Annotated in this window: 15 protein-coding genes; 14 read left to right on the forward strand and 1 reads right to left on the reverse strand. The window is 65.0% G+C overall.

The window, feature by feature from the left end:
• Positions 1-286 precede the first annotated feature (286 nt).
• Positions 287-1,489 carry an aspartyl protease family protein gene (locus AX703_RS14445; protein ID WP_013039112.1) on the forward strand — a complete coding sequence of 401 codons (1,203 nt, stop codon included), beginning with the start codon at positions 287-289 and terminating at the stop codon, positions 1,487-1,489.
• Here AX703_RS14445 and AX703_RS14450 read toward each other — a convergent pair.
• Positions 1,483-1,902, reverse strand: a complete 420-nt coding sequence (locus tag AX703_RS14450; protein WP_007406847.1) for a helix-turn-helix domain-containing protein — start codon at positions 1,900-1,902, stop codon at positions 1,483-1,485. The genes AX703_RS14445 and AX703_RS14450 overlap by 7 nt on opposite strands.
• A gap of 75 nt (positions 1,903-1,977) precedes the next feature.
• Here AX703_RS14450 and AX703_RS14455 point away from each other — a divergent pair, with 75 nt between their 5' ends.
• The 13 genes from AX703_RS14455 to AX703_RS14515 all read left to right on the forward strand — a co-directional run bounded on the left by AX703_RS14455 (position 1,978) and on the right by AX703_RS14515 (position 16,622).
• Entirely contained in the window at positions 1,978-2,604 is a 627-nt protein-coding gene (locus AX703_RS14455; RefSeq protein WP_004212870.1) for a cation transporter, read from the forward strand.
• Complete coding sequence (locus tag AX703_RS14460) at positions 2,604-4,571, forward strand: cytochrome c/FTR1 family iron permease (protein ID WP_004212871.1); 1,968 nt, start codon at positions 2,604-2,606, stop codon at positions 4,569-4,571. The genes AX703_RS14455 and AX703_RS14460 overlap by 1 nt, the downstream gene beginning before the upstream one ends.
• A gap of 73 nt (positions 4,572-4,644) precedes the next feature.
• The gene (locus AX703_RS14465; RefSeq protein ID WP_007406840.1) at positions 4,645-4,941 is read left to right on the forward strand and encodes a hypothetical protein; all 297 of its coding nucleotides are present in this window, start codon (positions 4,645-4,647) and stop codon (positions 4,939-4,941) included.
• Between the two features lie 60 nt (positions 4,942-5,001).
• Positions 5,002-6,279: a TolC family protein gene (locus AX703_RS14470; RefSeq protein WP_013039111.1), complete on the forward strand. Its 1,278-nt coding sequence runs from the start codon at positions 5,002-5,004 to the stop codon at positions 6,277-6,279.
• Complete coding sequence (locus tag AX703_RS14475) at positions 6,279-7,457, forward strand: efflux RND transporter periplasmic adaptor subunit (protein ID WP_004212877.1); 1,179 nt, start codon at positions 6,279-6,281, stop codon at positions 7,455-7,457. Before AX703_RS14470 ends, AX703_RS14475 begins: the two co-directional genes overlap by 1 nt.
• 3 nt (positions 7,458-7,460) lie before the next feature.
• Positions 7,461-10,706, forward strand: a complete 3,246-nt coding sequence (locus AX703_RS14480) for an efflux RND transporter permease subunit (protein WP_004212878.1) — start codon at positions 7,461-7,463, stop codon at positions 10,704-10,706.
• A 53-nt stretch (positions 10,707-10,759) separates the two neighbouring features.
• The gene (locus AX703_RS14485; protein ID WP_004212879.1) at positions 10,760-11,248 is read left to right on the forward strand and encodes an SRPBCC domain-containing protein; all 489 of its coding nucleotides are present in this window, start codon (positions 10,760-10,762) and stop codon (positions 11,246-11,248) included.
• Complete coding sequence (locus tag AX703_RS14490) at positions 11,245-11,622, forward strand: hypothetical protein (RefSeq protein WP_021238674.1); 378 nt, start codon at positions 11,245-11,247, stop codon at positions 11,620-11,622. The genes AX703_RS14485 and AX703_RS14490 overlap by 4 nt, the downstream gene beginning before the upstream one ends.
• 47 nt (positions 11,623-11,669) lie before the next feature.
• Positions 11,670-12,083: a hypothetical protein gene (locus tag AX703_RS14495; protein ID WP_017183574.1), complete on the forward strand. Its 414-nt coding sequence runs from the start codon at positions 11,670-11,672 to the stop codon at positions 12,081-12,083.
• A 3-nt stretch (positions 12,084-12,086) separates the two neighbouring features.
• Complete coding sequence (locus AX703_RS14500) at positions 12,087-12,773, forward strand: ZIP family metal transporter (RefSeq protein ID WP_004212882.1); 687 nt, start codon at positions 12,087-12,089, stop codon at positions 12,771-12,773.
• Positions 12,770-13,378, forward strand: a complete 609-nt coding sequence (locus AX703_RS14505; RefSeq protein ID WP_004212885.1) for a cation transporter — start codon at positions 12,770-12,772, stop codon at positions 13,376-13,378. The genes AX703_RS14500 and AX703_RS14505 overlap by 4 nt, the downstream gene beginning before the upstream one ends.
• Positions 13,375-15,876, forward strand: coding sequence for a heavy metal translocating P-type ATPase (locus AX703_RS14510; RefSeq protein ID WP_004212886.1), 2,502 nt, complete (start codon positions 13,375-13,377; stop codon positions 15,874-15,876). The genes AX703_RS14505 and AX703_RS14510 overlap by 4 nt, the downstream gene beginning before the upstream one ends.
• Positions 15,873-16,622 carry an HAD-IIB family hydrolase gene (locus tag AX703_RS14515; protein WP_004212890.1) on the forward strand — a complete coding sequence of 250 codons (750 nt, stop codon included), beginning with the start codon at positions 15,873-15,875 and terminating at the stop codon, positions 16,620-16,622. Before AX703_RS14510 ends, AX703_RS14515 begins: the two co-directional genes overlap by 4 nt.
• The last annotated feature ends 222 nt before the right edge of the window (positions 16,623-16,844 follow it).

A 16,844-nucleotide genomic window follows, 5' to 3' on the forward strand; every position in this document is an offset into this window, starting at 1 on the left:
CGCTCGCCGACAAATAGCGCGATCAGAATGCCGCCACTTAGCGCGAGCGTTTACACCGTTCGCGGTCCCGATCGGCCCAGCGTCCCCCGGAACCGTTCGTTATCGGGAAGGCATCTAAGCGGTCTGCACCATCCTTCATCTAAAGTTCTCCAAGCGCTTCTGAGGATTTTCGGGCGCACCAAAAGCACTTGCTCCTCCAGTGGCTGGAGCATGTAACCGCAATTTGCTCTCCTGCGGACGGGGGGCTGGAGGTGGCTTTTTGACGGCCCGTGTTGAAGCAATCGGTATGTCTCGACGCTCATTAGTGGCGCGGCTGGTGGCCTGTGGAACCGGCTTGGTGCTCGGTTCTCCAACGCTCGCGCGACAGACTTCCCGGTCTGCGGGCTCGTGGAACTTCGGTGCGGCTCACCTCGAATGGGAGCCGCTGGAAGTCGGCACGGGTGATACCCTCCTTGTTTCGGCACAAGTGCGCGGAGTGCCGGTGCGGGCGGTGCTCGACAGTGGCAGCGGCGCGTCGATCATGAGCACGGCGCTCGCGGCGAAGCTCGGCTTGAACGATGGTGAGCGGCGCATGATTAGCGGGCTGAGCGCCAAGGCCCCGGTGCTGCTGGTCCGCGACATCGACGTACAGCTCGCCCGCGAAACCCGTCGCTTACCCTTTGCCGTCGTTGGTGATCTGAGTTCAGTGTCGGCGGCCTTCGGACGACCGATCGATATCCTCCTCGGTGCCGATATGTTCACGGGTAGCTGCATCGCGCTCGATTTCGCGAAAAGGCGTATGGCGGTCGTCAAGTCAGGCACGTTTCTCGCCGGTCCCGACTGGCGCGCTGTCGCGCTCGGGCGCGGTGCCAAGCAGGAGCTGTTCATTCGAGCTTCCGTCTCGGGTTTGCCTCCCGTGCCCTTGATGATCGATCTTGGCAGCTCGGCCGCGCTGATGCTCTCGTCGGCCTATGCCCGCGATCAAGGGCTGTTGAACGGGAAGCTCGTCTCGACCGCGGCGATCGGCGGCGTCGATGGTGTGCGTATCAACGATGCTTTCACGATCCAGAACATCAACATCGAAGGGCTTGGCGTCTCGAACGTCCCCACACTCGGGATGAGAGCTTGGCTCTCCACCAGCACGGTTGGCAATGTCGGCCTACCGCTGATCGCTCAATTCGACGTGGTGTTCGACGTGACCGCCGGATTCGTGTGGCTCCGGCCACTCGGTCCTCGTCGTCGCCTGCCGATGCTGAAGGACCGTAGCGGCCTTGGCCTCGCAGCCTCACCAACGGCGCTCACCGTTGTTCATGTGGCGGCGAACAGTCCCGCGGAAAAGGCTGGCTGGGCGGTCGGCGACCGGATCGTGGCGGTGAACGGCCATTCGATCGATGCGAACTATACGCGTGGGGAGCTCTGGCAAGTGCGCTCCCGGCCTGCTGGCACCCTCGTAAAGCTGACGATGGCCTCGGGTGATGTGCGCGAGCTCAGGCTGGCCGATTATTATTGATCGGCTTGAGGGTGGCCTTTGCCGATCGCCTTCATGATCCGACAATCGGCCATGCGCGCCTTGGTGCAGCTCTGGCTGAGCATTGCCAACTCATCCCGCAACACCGCGAGTTGCGCCAGTCTCTCCTCCACATCCTTGAGGTGCTGAGCAGCGATAGCTGAGGCGGCACCACAATCCTGGTCCGGGTTCTGCGCCAGCCCCATCAACGAACGGATCTCGTCGACGGAGAAGCCAAGCCGGCGACCGTTGCGGATGAAGTGCAAACGCTCAATGTCACTGGCATCGTAGGTTCTGCGACCCGACGCCGTGCGAGGGGCGGATCGGAGCAACCCGATCGACTCATAAAAGCGGATCGTCGTCACCTTCGTCGAGGTCTCGCTGGCGAGCTGCCCAATCATCACCGGCTTCATCATGCCATCCTTGCTTATGCGAACGTGTCGCACATTTCGCTTGCTTCTACAGCGACTGGAGGTGGTAAGGAAGGCCGCATGAATGCTTCTACCGAAAGCTGCGGGTGCCACGGGGAGCCCGCGCGCGCGCAAACCGATCCGGCCTATCGCCGTGCGCTGCTGACCGTCGTGGTGCTCAACCTCGGCTTCGGAGTCGCCGAGCTGTTCGGCGGGTTCATCGCCGATAGCCAAGCGCTGAAAGCGGATTCCCTCGATTTTCTCGGGGACGGGTCGATCAGCCTTATCGGTCTTCTCGCGCTTGCCTGGTCCGCACGGGCGAGGGCAAAGGTCGCGCTGACGCAGGGGTTGTTTCTCGGTGCGCTTGGCGTGGGCGTAATCGGTTTCGCGATTTGGCGCGCCCTGAACGCAACCGCGCCCGATGCCGAACTGATGGGCACAATCGGCGTTGTCGCGCTCGCGATCAATGTCGTGTCCGCCTTGGTGCTTGCGCGTTTCCGGGAAGGGGACGCCAATGTTCGCGCGATCTGGCTGTTCAGCCGCAACGACGCGCTCGCCAACGTGGCGGTGATCGCCGCGGCCGGTCTGGTGGCGTGGACAGGAAGCGCCTGGCCGGACCTCGCCGTCGCCGGCCTCATCGCCCTCCTGTTCCTCCACTCCGCTTATGAAATCGTCACTGGCGCTCGGCGCGAATTGGGAGAGCGGTAGTGCGTCTGCTCGCGTTGATCCGGGCAATGCTCTCGTTGCGGCTGCTCTCCGCGCTCGCGGCGCTGCTGATCCCTGCTGCGGCAATCGCCGAACCCGGCGACGTGCAAACCGCATGGCGGCTGCTCGACTATATGGCCGTCGATTATGGCGGCGCGGTCGCCAACGGTCGGATCAAGAGCACGTCGGAATATGCCGAGATGACGGAGTTCGCCGCGTCGGTCTCGACACGGCTTCAGGGCCTGCCGGCGAAGCCGGAGCGTCAAGCCCTCATCCAGCGGGCTGCCAACCTCCAGGCGGTGATCGCGGAAAAGGGACCGACTGAACAGGTGGCAACATTGGCGCACGGGCTCGCGGCCGATCTGTTGCGCGCCTACCCGGTGCCGCTCGCGCCCGATAAGGCTCCGAACCTCGTCTCCAGCGATGCACTGTTCCGACAATCCTGCGCGTCCTGCCACGGGATGACGGGCAACGGCCGTGGCCCTGACGCCGCCAAGCTCGCTACGCCCCCGATTGCTTTCACCGATGCCGAGCGCGCGCGCCAGCGCAGCGTGTTCGCGCTCTATCAGGTGGTGACGCAAGGCATCGACGGGACCGCGATGCAGAGCTTCGCCGATCTGCCCAACGATCAGCGCTGGGCGTTAGCATTCCGAGCCGGGAGCTTCGCCTTCACGGATGCGCAGGCGCGCGAAGGCGAGCGGCTTTGGAAATCCGACCCGACCCTTCGCCGGCGCATTCCGGACCTGAAAACCCTGGTCGCGCTCACCCCGGCCGCGCTCGGCGCGGCGATCGGCGACGCCAAGGCTGACCCAGTGCTCGCGTTCCTGCGTCGTCATCCCGAACAGGTGATACAACAGGCTCCCGGCTCGCTCGCGGTCGCCCGCGCCAAACTCGCCGAAAGCGTGGCGGCTGCGCGGCGCGGCGATGCGCGCATGGCGAAAGAGCTGGCGCTGTCGGCCTATCTCGATGGGTTCGAGCCGATCGAGCCAACACTCACCGCGCGCGACGCGACGCTGATGGGTCGAATCGAGGGCGCGATGGGGGAGTTCCGCGCCTCGATCGACCGGGGCGCGTCGCCCGATGATCTCGCGGAGAAGGTCGCAGTACTGGGCGGCCTTTTCGACGATGCGGAAGCGGCGCTCGCGCCTGATGCCGCCACCGAAGCGTCCACGTTCCTGGGCGCGTTCACGATCCTGCTGCGTGAAGGGCTCGAAGCCCTGCTCATCGTTGTCGCCATGATCGCGTTCCTGCGTAAAGCCGAGCGCGGCGAGGCGCTGCGGTACGTGCATGGCGGCTGGGTCAGCGCGATCATCGCGGGCGGGATCACCTGGGCGGTCGCCACCTATGCGATCGGGATCAGCGGTGCGAGCCGGGAGCTGACGGAAGGGTTTGGCTCGCTGTTCGCCGCGGTCGTGCTGCTCTCGGTCGGGATTTGGATGCACGGCAAGGCGCAGGCCGATCAGTGGCAGCGCTATATTCGCGAGAAGATGTCGCGGGCGCTCTCGGGCGGGTCGGGCTGGTTCCTGTTCGGGCTGGCGTTCGTCGTAGTTTATCGCGAGGTCTTCGAGACGATCCTGTTCTATGCCGCGCTTTCGGCGCAAGGTGACAACGGGATGCTTCTCGCGGGGGCCGGGTCGGCGATTGGACTGCTCAGCCTGATCGCTTGGGCCATGCTTCGCTACAGTCGCAAGCTGCCGATCGCGCAGTTCTTCCGCTATAGCTCCTGGCTCATGGCGGTCCTGACCGTCGTGCTGGCGGGTAAAGGCGTCGCCGCGCTCCAGGAAGCCGGCCTTATCAACATCGCACCGCTCGCGGACGTGCCACGGCTGTCGATGCTCGGCGTGTTTCCCACTTGGCAATCGGTGCTGGCGCAACTCCTGATGGCGGTCGCCATTGCGGTCGGGTTCGCCTGGAACGGGCGCGACCGATCCCGCTCGGGTTCCGGCTCAGTGACCCTTGGTTCGAATTAGTGCAATGACATGAAAACCCTTCCGTGATAGAGGCAAGCTAGTGCGAGCCTTTTTGCCTTTCCTGACATGCCTGATGCTGGTCCTGACCAGCTTCTCCGGCATGGCCCATGCCGCCGATCTGGCGGGGGGAAGCATCGCGGGCGTTGAGTTCACGGTCCATACCGCCGGTGACATCGATCAGGTGCCATCGGACTCGGACAAGAATGTCCCGCATCATCACAATTATTGTCACGGACACGACGTCGGCGCGCCTGCGCGCACGACGATGGAATATACCCCCGTCCTCACAGTGCCCAAGCCGACAATCTCCGCCTCTGCGTCGCTCGACGGCCGCACCGGCATGGTCCATTTGAGGCCCCCCCAAGCCTGACGTCCGATTTGGGCGTGCGTTGGCGCGCCCCTGTCGATCATCGTAAGGAGTCCTATTTTCATGAATCGTATCCTCGCGGCCATGCTGGCCGCAGCGTCTTGCGCCACGATGGCGCAGGCGCAGGTCGGACCGTCCGCGCCTGTTGCGCAGGATGCGCCGGTCTACACGCTTGACCAAGCGGTCAGTGCAGCGGGCGGTTCGGCCCCTGCTGCGGAAGCGGCGACAGCTGGAATCGACGCGGCCCGTGCAGGTCGCACAGTCGCCGGCTTGCGGCCCAATCCGGTGGTTCAAGGCCAAGTCGAGAATGTCATCGGCTCCGGGCCGTATCGGGGGGTCCGCAGCGCGGAAACCACGGTCGGCTTTGCGATCCCGATCGAGCTAGGCGGCAAGCGCGGCGCCCGCGTCGCGGTCGCCAATGCGCAATTGTCCCGGGCCGAGATCCAGGCCGCGATCATCGCGGCGGATGTCCGGCTTCAGGTAACGCAGCTCTATGTCGAAGCGGTCGCGGCCGATCGCCGGGTAATGACAGCCCGCGATCAGGCCCGGATCGCCAGCGATGCGCTGCGGGCCGCGAGCGTTCGCGTGCAGGCAGGGCGGGCATCGCCACTCGAGCAACAGCGCGCGGATGTCGCGCGTATCAATGCCGACGCCAATGTGGAGCGGCAGCTTCGCTTGGCTGAGGCGGCCCGCGCCAATCTGGCGCGTCGGATCGGACGGCCGATCGACGGCCTGCTCGATGACACGCTGCTCGATCGCCTTCCCGATGTGAACGTCTATGGGCCGTTGGCACCGGTCAACACGACCGGCACACTCGCGCTGGCGGCAGCCAACGCGGATTTCTCCATTGCCGAAGCCGGCGTGCGGCTCGCGCGCGCCAATCGCGTGCCTGACCTGAACGTCGGGCCGTCGATCCGCCGCCTGGAAGCGACCAACGACATGGCGGCGGTGTTCAGCGTGTCGATCCCGATCCCGGTGTTCAACAATGGTCGCGCCGCGATTGCGCAGGCGACCGCGCAGCGGACCCAGGCGGATGCGCAGCGCCGCGTGACCGCGCTCGACATCGAACAGGCGATCACGGACGCGCAGGCGCAGGCGGCCAATGCCGCAACGACGGCTCGTGCGGCGTCGGGGCCGGCGCTGGCGGCTGCACAGGAGGCCGCCCGCATCGCGCGGATCGGCTATCGCGAGGGCAAGTTCGGCCAGCTCGAATTGCTCGATGCTGAACGCACGCTCGCCGAAACGCGGGTCGCCGCGATCGACGCGCTTGCCAATTACCAGAATGCCCGCGCGCAAGTGGAGCGACTGACCGCTCGTGCGCCCAATGGGGGGAATCAGTGATGAAGAGCTTTTATCTCGCGGGCGCGGCGTCGCTCGCCCTGCTCTTGGCTGCCTGCGGCGGCAAGGATGGCGGAAACGAGGCAACTGCCGAAGGCGCAGCTGCCAATGAGACGGCAGCGGGCACGGAAAAGGGCGGTGCTGAAGGCGGTCATGCCGGTGAAGGCGTCGTCACATTGGGTGCCGACCAGATCGCCACAGCGGGCGTCCAGGTCGGACGGCCGATCATCGGCGGGGCCGGGACGATCGAGCTGCCCGCGATCATCGAGGGCGACCCACAGGGAACGCAGGTCGTCTCGGCCGCAATTGCGGGACGCGTGGTCGCGCTCACCCGTAACCTCGGCCAATCGGTCGGACGCGGCCAGACCATTGCGGTCATCGAAAGCCGCGAGGCGGCGCAGATCAAGGGCGAGGTCGAGGCGGCGCGGGCGCGGCTTCAGCTCGCTAATTCGAACCTCGCGCGCGAACAGCGGCTGTTCGCGCAGAGAGTCTCCCCTGAACAGGATCTGATCGCCGCCCGCACAGCGGCGACGGAGGCGCGGATCGCCCTGACGCAGGCGCAGAGCATGGTTTCGGCGGCGGGTGTCGGCGGCGGCGGGCTCAACCGGCTCGGCATTGCCGCGCCGATCTCGGGCCAGATCATTGCGCGCCCCGTGACGCTGGGACAAACGGTCGCGGCGGATGCCGAACTCTATCGCATCGCCAACCTGAGCCAGGTGTCGATCGCGCTTAATCTCAAGCCCGAGGATGCGGGCCGGGTGCGTCCCGGCAATACGGTGCTGGTGAAGGCGGCAGGCCGTCAGGCGACCGCCCGCGTGACCTTCGTGTCGCCGGCGCTTGATCCGCAGACGCGGCTCGTGCCTGCGCTCGCCACCCTCGACAATCGCGGTGGCGAATGGCGGGTCGGCGAGCCTGTGACGGCAGCCGTGCAGCTCACGGGCAGCGGCGGGAGCGGGGCGGTCCGCGTGCCGACGACGGCGGTCCAGAGTTTCGAGGGCAAGTCGGTCGTGTTCGTGCGCACGCCCACCGGCTTCAAGGCGACCCCGGTCCAGCTCGGCGATGCGTCGGGCGACACGGTGATCGTCCGGTCGGGCCTGACCGGCAACGAACAGATCGCCACCACCGGAAGTTTCACGCTCAAGGCCGAGATCGGCAAGGGCGAAGCGAGCCACGAGGATTAAGCCATGATCGCCCGTATCGTAACCTGGGCGGTCGAGAAGCGCTGGCTAGTCCTGCTCCTCACCGTCATCGTCGCCGCCATCGGCGCCTTTTCCCTCTACCGGCTACCGATCGACGCGGTGCCGGACATCACCAACAATCAGGTCCAGATCAACGTCCGCGCGCCTGCCCTCTCGCCCGAGCTGGTCGAGAAGCAGGTGTCGTTTCCAATCGAAACCGCGCTCGCCGGCACCCCCGGCCTGGAATATACGCGCTCGTTGAGCCGCAACGGCTTCGCGCAGATCACGGCGGTCTTTTCGGACGCGACGGACATCTATTTCGCCCGCCAGCAGGTGGGCGAGCGTCTGCGGGGCGTGCAAGAGAATCTGCCCGACGGCGTGAACCCTGAAATGGGTCCGATCGCGACAGGCCTGGGCGAGGTGTACATGTACACCGTTCGTCTCGATCATCGCGAGGACGACAAGCACAAGCCCGGTGAACCGGGCCAACAGCCCGATGGCAGCTACATCACGCCAGAGGGCGAGCGACTGACGACCGAAGAGGACAAGGCGACCTACCTGCGCACCGCGCAGGACTGGATCGTGACGCCGCTTCTGAAGACCACACCGGGCCTCGCCGGTGTCGACTCGATTGGCGGTTACGCCAAGCAGTTCCTCGTCGTGCCCGACGTGCAGAAGCTGGCCTCGCTCGGCATCACGCTGACGGACCTGGGAAATGCGCTGGAGCGCAATAACACCAGCGTCGGCGGTGGCTTCGTCAATCGCAATGGCGAAGGTCTGGCTGTTCGCTCGGATGCGCTCGTTCGCAATGCCAGCGAGTTGGCCAGGACCGTGATCGCGACACGTAACGGCGTGCCGATCACGGTCGAACAAGTTGCGACTGTGAAGACGGGTCAGGCGATCCGCATGGGTTCGGCATCGGAGAACGGTACCGAAGTCGTCGTCGGCACGGCGATCATGCGGATCGGCGAGAACAGCCGCATCGTGTCGACCGCGGTCGCTGAGAAACTGAAGACGATCAACGCTTCGCTGCCTCCTGACGTCGTAATTCAGCCGGTGCTGAACCGCACCGAGCTGGTCAATTCGACGATCAAGACGGTCGCGAAAAACCTGTCCGAAGGCGCGGTGCTGGTCATCGTCGTGCTCTTCCTGCTGCTCGGCAACTTCCGTGCGGCCCTGATCGCGGCGTTGGTCATCCCGATCACCATGATGCTGACAGGCTTTGGTATGCTGCGCGCTGGGGTCTCGGCCAATCTGATGAGCCTTGGGGCTTTGGACTTCGGTCTGATCGTCGACGGCGCCGTCATCATTGTCGAAAACGCGCTGCGCCGGCTTGCCGAGCAACAGCATCATGAAGGCCGATTGCTCAGCGTCAAGGAACGGCTCGCGACCGTGGCAGCCGCTGCGCGTGAGATGATCCGTCCCTCTGTGTACGGGCAGGCAATCATCATCCTCGTCTACGTACCGCTGCTCACGCTGACCGGCGTGGAGGGTAAAACGTTCGGACCGATGGCGCTGACCGTCATCATCGCGCTCGCCTTCGCCTTCATCCTCTCTCTCACCTTCGTGCCGGCGATGATTGCGATCTGGCTGTCGAAGAAGGTCGAGGAGAAGGACGGCCGCATCATCACGTGGCTGAAGAAGCGCTACGAACCCGGTCTCGACCGGGCCATGAAGCGCCCGACGCTGACGATCGGTGCGGGTGTGGGAAGCCTTGTGGTGGCGGCGCTTGCTTTCACTACGCTCGGCTCGGTGTTCCTGCCGCAGCTCGACGAAGGCGATTTGCTGATCCAGTCGCTCCGCATTCCGGCAACGTCGGTCCAGCAGAGCCAGGCGATGCAGGTGCCGATCGAGCGGATGATGTCGAAGCAGCCGGAGGTGCAATTCGTCTATTCCAAGACGGGCACCGCCGAGCTGGCGGCCGACCCGATGCCGCCGAACGCGACCGACATGTTCGTCATCCTGAAGCCGCGCAAGGATTGGCCGGATCCTGAGCTTCCCAAGGAGGAGCTGGTCAGCCGGATCGAGGGTAATCTCGCGAAGATTCCGGGAAATGCCTACGAGATCACCCAGCCCATCCAGATGCGCTTCAACGAGCTGATCGCCGGCGTGCGCGGCGACATCGCGGTGAAGGTGTTCGGGGACGACTTCAACCAGATGAACCGGACGGCCGAGCAAATCGCGGCGGTGCTGCGCAGAACGCAAGGCGCAGCGGACGTGAAGGTGGAGCAGACGACCGGTCTTCCCATGCTCGACATTCGCGTCAACCGCGACGCGATGGCGCGGTTGGGCGTTACGGCTCAGGATGTGCAGGACACCGTGACTGCGACGATCGGCGGGCGAACATCGGGCCAGATCTTCGAGGGCGACCGTCGCTTCCCCGTGGTGATCCGCCTGTCGGAGGCGCAGCGTGCCGACATCGGCCTGCTCCAACAGGTGCAGGTGCCGGTGGCAGGCGGCGGCTATGTACCGCTGTCCAGCGTCGCCGAGATCAAGGTGGTCGATGGTCCGAACCAGATCAGCCGCGAGAACGGCAAGCGGCGCGTGGTGGTGCAAGCCAACGTGCGTGGCCGCGACGTCGGATCCGTCGTGGCGGATGCGCAGGCGGCGATCGGCAGCCAACTCCGGCTGCCTGCCGGCACCTATCTCGAATGGGGCGGCCAGTTCGAGAACCTCCAATCGGCAAGCGAACGGCTGAAGCTGGTCATTCCGGCTTGCTTCATCTTGATCCTGCTGCTCCTCTACGGGGCGTTGGGATCGGTCCGCGACGCCGCGATCGTGTTCACCGGCGTGCCTTTCGCGCTGGTGGGCGGCGTCCTGTTGCTGTTCCTGCGGGGCATGGACTTCTCGATCTCGGCGGCAGTGGGCTTCATCGCCCTCTCGGGCATCGCGGTCCTCAACGGCCTCGTCATGGTCAGCTCGATCCAAGATCTGATCCGATCAGGGATGAGCCGCGAGGAAGCCGCGCATGTTGGCGCGATGCAGCGTCTGCGACCCGTCATCATGACCGCGCTAGTCGCCAGCCTCGGCTTCGTGCCGATGGCGCTGGGCGAAGGCGCCGGCGCAGAGGTTCAAAAGCCTTTGGCGACGGTCGTCATCGGCGGTCTGATCTCGGCGACGCTTCTTACGCTGTTCGTGCTGCCGACACTCTATGCCCGGTTCGGGCAGAAAGTGATCGAGAAACCCGAGCACTACAATGAGGAGCATGAAGGGGACGACCACGGTCAGACCTTCGTGAACAACTTGGCCTGATGGATGGGCGGGGCGATCCGCGATCGCCCCGCCCATCTCTGGGAGATGGGGATATGCCTCGCACCATAACCAGCTCGATGCTTCACGGCGGGCCACTGCGCATCTGGTCGGCACTCACCGATCCGGATCATCGCCGGGCGTGGAGTCCGCTCGTATTTCTCGATGATCCGTCCCGGCTCGGCGACACAGAATGCACCTTTGCGATCCAGGGCATCACCCGGCCAATTCGGACGCCAGCACGGATTGATCGATTCGATAAACCGCACGCCTTCGCTTGGTCCTGCGGCATCCCCTATCTGTTCACGCTCGAAGAGCGGTACGAGCTGGCGGGGGACGATGGCGGCACCAGGCTAACGCATAGCTGCACGCTGCGCGGGGCGCTCTCCCTGCCGTTCGCGGCGATGATGTTGCGCCGCCTGCGATCCCTGATGGTCGAATCTGACGATCGCCTCGCAACCTATCTCCGCTGGCGGGTAGGTCAGCCTGCCCGGGCTATCAATCGTCAGCGCGTCCCCTTCCGCTACAGGAGGAAGGCGCGATGATGATGCACTGTAAGCGGGTGCTGCCCGCCGTCATCCTCGTTGTCGGGCTCGCGGCGTGCTCGGAAAGAAAGCCGCCAGCCCCGCCAACGGAGCAGCAGATCCATTCGTCCGACAGCGCCGTGACGACCGGGGAAATGGGGCGGCATAGATATCGCTGTTCCGACGGGGAACCGCTGTTCGTCGATTACAAGGACAACGGCCTGCAGATCGATTTGCGGCGCTCCAACGGGGGACCGCCGATGATGCTGACCGCGCCAGCGCAGGGCCTGCAATATGTCGGCGAAACAGCCACCGCGACCTTCAAGGGGTCGCAGCTCACCATCGTGGAAGGCGATGGCCGTACCCGGATCTGCGAGCAGGAAGGCACGCGATGAACTGCCCTGCCTTCGAACGCCACAGGGCGCTTCGTCGGAAGAGACCGATGTCTGACACGTCGATTTCAAATGTGACAACCTTGTGCGGCCTGAATCGGGCCGGTCTGGCGATCGCGCGCCTCGGCGTCGTTCTCGTCTCCGGGGCGGTTATAGGGGCGTGTAATCCAGCGCCGACCCAGCCTACCGAGCCGGCGCATGAAAAGCATCTGACGTCGAAACTAATCGCGCAGCGCATCATGTACTGCGACGACGGCACACGCGCCGATGTCGACTTCATCGATGAAGGCTTGAAAATGGCCGTCACCTGGCTGCCGAAGGGCAGGACCGAGATCCTGCGCGCGCAGCGAACCGGTGACGAGTTTCGCGGCGACCATTCGCGGGCTGTCGTGGCGGGCGGATCGATCGCGTTCACGCGACGCGGGAAGATCCGCGTCTGCCACCGAACCCCGGAGGAGTCCTAGGAAATGCAGGCACTGCTCTATACGCTTGCGCCTGTGCTGGCGGTCGTGCTCGGCGCGATTGTCGCGAGCCGCACCAAGTTGAAACCTGGCCTCGTGGCGGGCCTACAGCATCTCGCTGCCGGCGTCGTGTTCGCGGCGGCAGCGACCGAAATCCTGCCGCAGGTCAAGCATGAGGCATCGCCCAGCGCGACGTTGATCGGCGGGGCGGCGGGCGTCGCGACCATGCTGGGGCTCAAGGCTCTTGAGGCCCGCTTCAAGGGGCCGATGGCGCTACTCGCCGCGATCGGCATCGACATTCTGGTGGACGGCCTGGTGCTCGGCCTCGCTTTCGTGGCGGGCGAGAAGGCAGGTCTCCTGCTGACGATCGCGCTCACTCTGGAAGTGTTATTTCTGGGACTGACGCTGACCGACGAGCTGGCGGAAACCTATCGCTCGCGCTTGCGCATCATCGTGATCGTCTCGGCATTGGCCCTGCTGCTGCCGATCGGCGCGCTCGCTGCCGTGCCGGTCGCCGCGCTGTCGCCGGTGATGATCGCCGGCTTCCTCAGCTTCGGGCTGATGGCGCTGCTCTACCTCGTCACGGAGGAGTTGCTGGTCGAGGCGCACGAGAAACCCGACACCCCGCTCATCAGCTCGATGTTTTTCGTCGGCTTCCTGGCCCTGCTGACACTTGAGGAGATGATGGGATGATCCCGGGCAACGACAACAATGGCGGGCAGGAGCGCCGCACACTGTGGATCGTCCTGCTGCTGAACGCGGCGATCGCTGCGGGCTTCTTCGTTTCCGGCTTCTTCGCGGACTCGAGCGCGCTGATCGCCAACGGCGTCGACAACCTGTCCGATACGGCTGTGTATGCGCTGAGCCTTGTGGCGCTCACCCGGGGCCAGACATGGAAGACACGCGCCGCGGTCGCTTCGGGCGTCATGCTGCTGATCTTCGCGGGCGGCATCTTGATCGATGTCGGACGGCGCTACGTGCAGGGCAGCGAGCCCATCGGACCTACCATGATGGTCATGTCCGCGATCGCCGGCGTCGTGAATTACCTCTGCCTGCGGCTGCTCCAGCGCCTCAAGGATCCGGACGTCAATCTCCGGGCCGCAACCACCTTCAGCTTCAACGACTTCATTTCCAACGGCGGCATCCTGATCGCCGGCGTGCTGGTGCTGTGGTTGGGTACCAATTGGCCGGACCTGCTGGTCGGCTTCGCCACCGCCATCATCGCCATCAAGGGCGGTGTCGAAATCCTGCGCGACGCGCGCGCCGAAACCAAGAAAAGCGAAAGGAGGTCGTCATGAACGACAAGCTCGAACTCGACATTCCAGTGTTGTTGCCGGACCTTCCTGACGCGGCCGATGCCTGCCTGGACCGTCTCGTATCAACCCTGTCAAAGCGCGAAGGTGTCGAGCGGGCGCATGTGATCTGTCTCGACGGCAACACGCCAGCGGCGCTGTGCATCCATTTCGATGCCGCCAAGCTGCCGCTGCCACGGTTGCGCGAAATGGTGCGCGCCGCAGGTGCCGAAATCACCGAGCGCTACGGCCATGCGATCTGGCAGGTGACGGGGATCAACCACGAACGTCGGGCGCGCACGGTCAGCGATGCGCTGTGCGCCTTGCCCGGCGTGGTCCAGGCAAGCGCCAGCACCAGCGGGTCTGTCCGGGTCGAATATGATCGCCGCGAAACCACCGAAGAGGAGGTGCGCGCTGCGCTTCGCAAGCTGAAGGTGAGGGTGGGCAAGCGGGTCGCTGCCGATGAACATGCCGGCCACGACCACGGCCCCGGGGGCCACGGCGCGGGCGAAGAGAAGCACGGCCCCGGCGATGGCCACGACCATAGCCACGCCGAATTTCTCGGCCCCAATACCGAGCTGATCTTCGCGCTCGCCTGTGGCGCGCTGCTGGGGATCGGCTACGCGATCGAGAGGCTGGTCGCTGGCGCGCCCGAATGGCTGCCGACCGCCTGCTATATCGCAGCCTATTTCTTCGGCGGATTCTTCACGCTGCGCGAGGCGATCGACAACCTCCGGATGAAGAAGTTCGAGATCGACACGCTGATGTTGGTCGCTGCGGCCGGCGCCGCTGCGCTGGGCGCATGGGCCGAAGGTGCGCTGCTGCTGTTCCTGTTCAGCCTCGGCCATGCGCTTGAGCATTATGCAATGGGCCGCGCCAAGAAGGCGATCGAGGCGCTGGCGAAGCTCGCGCCCGAAACCGCGACCGTGCGACGCGGCGGGCAGACCAGCGAAATCCCGGTCGAGCAGATGGTCGTCGGGGACATTGCCATCGTCCGCCCGAACGAGCGCCTGCCTGCCGACGGCTTCGTCATCAAGGGCACCAGCGCGATCAACCAGGCCCCGGTCACGGGTGAAAGCATCCCGGTCGACAAGGTGCCGGTCGCAGATGCCGCAGCGGCACGCGCCAAGCCCGATGCAGTCGACGCGGAAAGCCGGGTTTTTGCTGGTACGATCAACGGCGGCGGCGCGATCGAGATCGAGGTGACACGCCGTTCCAATGAAAGCGCGCTTGCCAAGGTCGTGAAGATGGTGAGCGAAGCGGAGACGCAGAAGTCGCCGACGCAGCGCTTCACCGACCGGTTCGAACGGATCTTCGTGCCCGCCGTCCTGGTCCTGTCAGTGCTCCTGCTGTTCGCATGGGTGGTCGTCGACGAGCCGTTCCGCGACAGCTTCTATCGCGCGATGGCGGTGCTGGTGGCGGCAAGCCCGTGCGCGCTCGCGATCGCAACGCCGAGCGCGGTCCTGTCGGGCGTTGCCCGTGCAGCGCGGGGCGGCGTGCTCGTGAAGGGCGGTGCACCGCTCGAAAACCTCGGGTCGCTCAAAGCGATCGCTTTCGACAAGACGGGCACGCTGACCGAAGGTCGTCCGCGCATCACTGATGTCGTGCCCGTCGATGGCGCCGATGAAGGCGAGTTGCTGGCGCTGGCTGTCGCCGTCGAAGCGTTGAGCGACCATCCCCTGGCCCAAGCGATCGTCAAGGACGGCCGCGAACGTCTGAACGATCGTGCCGTGCCGACTGCCGGCGACCTCAAGAGCCTGACCGGTCGGGGCGTCACCGCGAGCGTGGATGGCGAGACGGTGTGGATCGGCAAGGCCGAGATGTTCGGAAGTGAGGGCATTCCGGCGCTGGGGCAGGGCGCGCAGGACGCAATCGCGAAGCTGCGCGAGAACGGCCGCACGACAATGGTGGTCCGCAAGGGGGACCGCGACCTGGGCGCGATCGGCCTGATGGACACGCCTCGCGAAGCTGCCAAGACCGCGTTGCGTCGGCTGCACGAGATGGGCGTGTCGCGGATGATAATGATCTCCGGCGATCACCAGAAAGTCGCCGAAGCGATCGCCGACGAAGTCGGGATCGACGAAGCGTGGGGCGACCTCATGCCCGAAGACAAGGTTGCCGCGATCAAGAAGCTCGCCGGCGAAGACAAGGTCGCGATGGTGGGCGACGGCGTGAACGATGCGCCGGCGATGGCAAGCGCCACGGTCGGCATCGCGATGGGCGCGGCGGGGTCGGACGTTGCGCTGGAGACAGCCGACGTGGCGCTGATGGCCGACGATCTGGCGCACCTGCCATTCGCAGTCGGTCTTAGCCGCCATACCCGTGGAATCATCCGGCAGAACGTCTTCGTCAGCCTGGGTGTCGTCGCCTTCCTGGTGCCTGCTACCATCCTCGGCCTCGGCATTGGGCCAGCGGTGGCGGTTCATGAGGGATCGACGCTGCTCGTCGTCATCAATGCGCTCAGGCTGCTCGCCTACCGCGATCCGGCAGGGAAGGCGGCATGAAGTGGCTGATCGCCTTCGACCTCGACGGCACGCTTGCCGAGAGCAAGCGGCCGTTATCGGAGGATATGGCCGCAATCCTCGCCCGATTGCTCGCCATCACGGATGTGGCGGTGATCTCGGGCGGGGACTGGCCGCAGTTCGAAAAGCAGATCGCCTCGCGCCTTCCTGCCGGCGTCGCGCTCGACCGTCTCTGGTTGATGCCGACCACAGGCACGAAACTCTATCGGTTCATCAATGGCGCTTGGCGCGCGGTCTATGCCGAACTGTTCGACGACGCGGAGAAGGCGAAGATCCGCACGGCCTTCGATCAGGCGCTGACCGATGCCGGTCTCGCCGACGAACGTATCTGGGGCGAACGGATCGAGGACCGGGGCAGCCAGATCACCTTTTCGGGCCTGGGGCAGGCAGCGCCGCTGAAGGAAAAGGAAGCGTGGGATCCTGACCGAAAGAAGAGGACCGCGTTGCAGGCCACGTTGCGCGCGAAGCTGCCGGAGCTCTCGATCAATCTCGGTGGCACGACATCGATCGACGTGACCAGAGCAGGGATCGACAAGGGCTATGGCCTGAAGCGCCTGAGTGCCGAGAGCGGTGTCCCGCTCGACGGGATGCTGTTCATTGGGGATGCGATATTCCCCGGTGGGAATGACTATCCCGCTGCTGAAATCGGCCTCGACACAGTGAGGGTGCGCGACGTCGCGGAAACCACCGCCGTCGTGACCGCCATCATCGCGTGTCTGCACCGATAGGATCAAGATACATGGTCGGCTCCATCGCGGAATGCCGCATTGTCAAAGCTCTGGCTCCTGTCGCTTAGGGCAGCGCTTCCTAAAACGAAAAGAAGGCAATGTGCGCGTCTCCGCGAACAAAGCCTCCAGCGATCAATCTAAGAGATTCCGCCGCGCTTCTCAATCGTAGGGGGCGTTTGCGGGAGGGGGCGGAATCCTACGCTAAGGATTTGGGCCAGCGAT

It is taken from the genome of Novosphingobium sp. CCH12-A3 (genome assembly GCF_001556015.1).
Lineage (GTDB): Bacteria > Pseudomonadota > Alphaproteobacteria > Sphingomonadales > Sphingomonadaceae > Novosphingobium > Novosphingobium subterraneum.

Excerpts from the sequence above, each read along its gene's own strand:
- AX703_RS14445 (WP_013039112.1), top strand. The coding sequence starts at position 287 with ATGTCTCGACGCTCATTAGTGGCGCGGCTGGTGGCCTGTGGAACCGGC.
- AX703_RS14450 (WP_007406847.1), bottom strand. The coding sequence starts at position 1,902 with ATGATGAAGCCGGTGATGATTGGGCAGCTCGCCAGCGAGACCTCGACG.
- AX703_RS14455 (WP_004212870.1), top strand. The coding sequence starts at position 1,978 with ATGAATGCTTCTACCGAAAGCTGCGGGTGCCACGGGGAGCCCGCGCGC.
- AX703_RS14465 (WP_007406840.1), top strand. The coding sequence starts at position 4,645 with ATGCTGGTCCTGACCAGCTTCTCCGGCATGGCCCATGCCGCCGATCTG.
- AX703_RS14470 (WP_013039111.1), top strand. The coding sequence starts at position 5,002 with ATGAATCGTATCCTCGCGGCCATGCTGGCCGCAGCGTCTTGCGCCACG.
- AX703_RS14475 (WP_004212877.1), top strand. The coding sequence starts at position 6,279 with ATGAAGAGCTTTTATCTCGCGGGCGCGGCGTCGCTCGCCCTGCTCTTG.
- AX703_RS14480 (WP_004212878.1), top strand. The coding sequence starts at position 7,461 with ATGATCGCCCGTATCGTAACCTGGGCGGTCGAGAAGCGCTGGCTAGTC.
- AX703_RS14485 (WP_004212879.1), top strand. The coding sequence starts at position 10,760 with ATGCCTCGCACCATAACCAGCTCGATGCTTCACGGCGGGCCACTGCGC.
- AX703_RS14490 (WP_021238674.1), top strand. The coding sequence starts at position 11,245 with ATGATGATGCACTGTAAGCGGGTGCTGCCCGCCGTCATCCTCGTTGTC.
- AX703_RS14495 (WP_017183574.1), top strand. The coding sequence starts at position 11,670 with ATGTCTGACACGTCGATTTCAAATGTGACAACCTTGTGCGGCCTGAAT.
- AX703_RS14500 (WP_004212882.1), top strand. The coding sequence starts at position 12,087 with ATGCAGGCACTGCTCTATACGCTTGCGCCTGTGCTGGCGGTCGTGCTC.
- AX703_RS14505 (WP_004212885.1), top strand. The coding sequence starts at position 12,770 with ATGATCCCGGGCAACGACAACAATGGCGGGCAGGAGCGCCGCACACTG.
- AX703_RS14510 (WP_004212886.1), top strand. The coding sequence starts at position 13,375 with ATGAACGACAAGCTCGAACTCGACATTCCAGTGTTGTTGCCGGACCTT.
- AX703_RS14515 (WP_004212890.1), top strand. The coding sequence starts at position 15,873 with ATGAAGTGGCTGATCGCCTTCGACCTCGACGGCACGCTTGCCGAGAGC.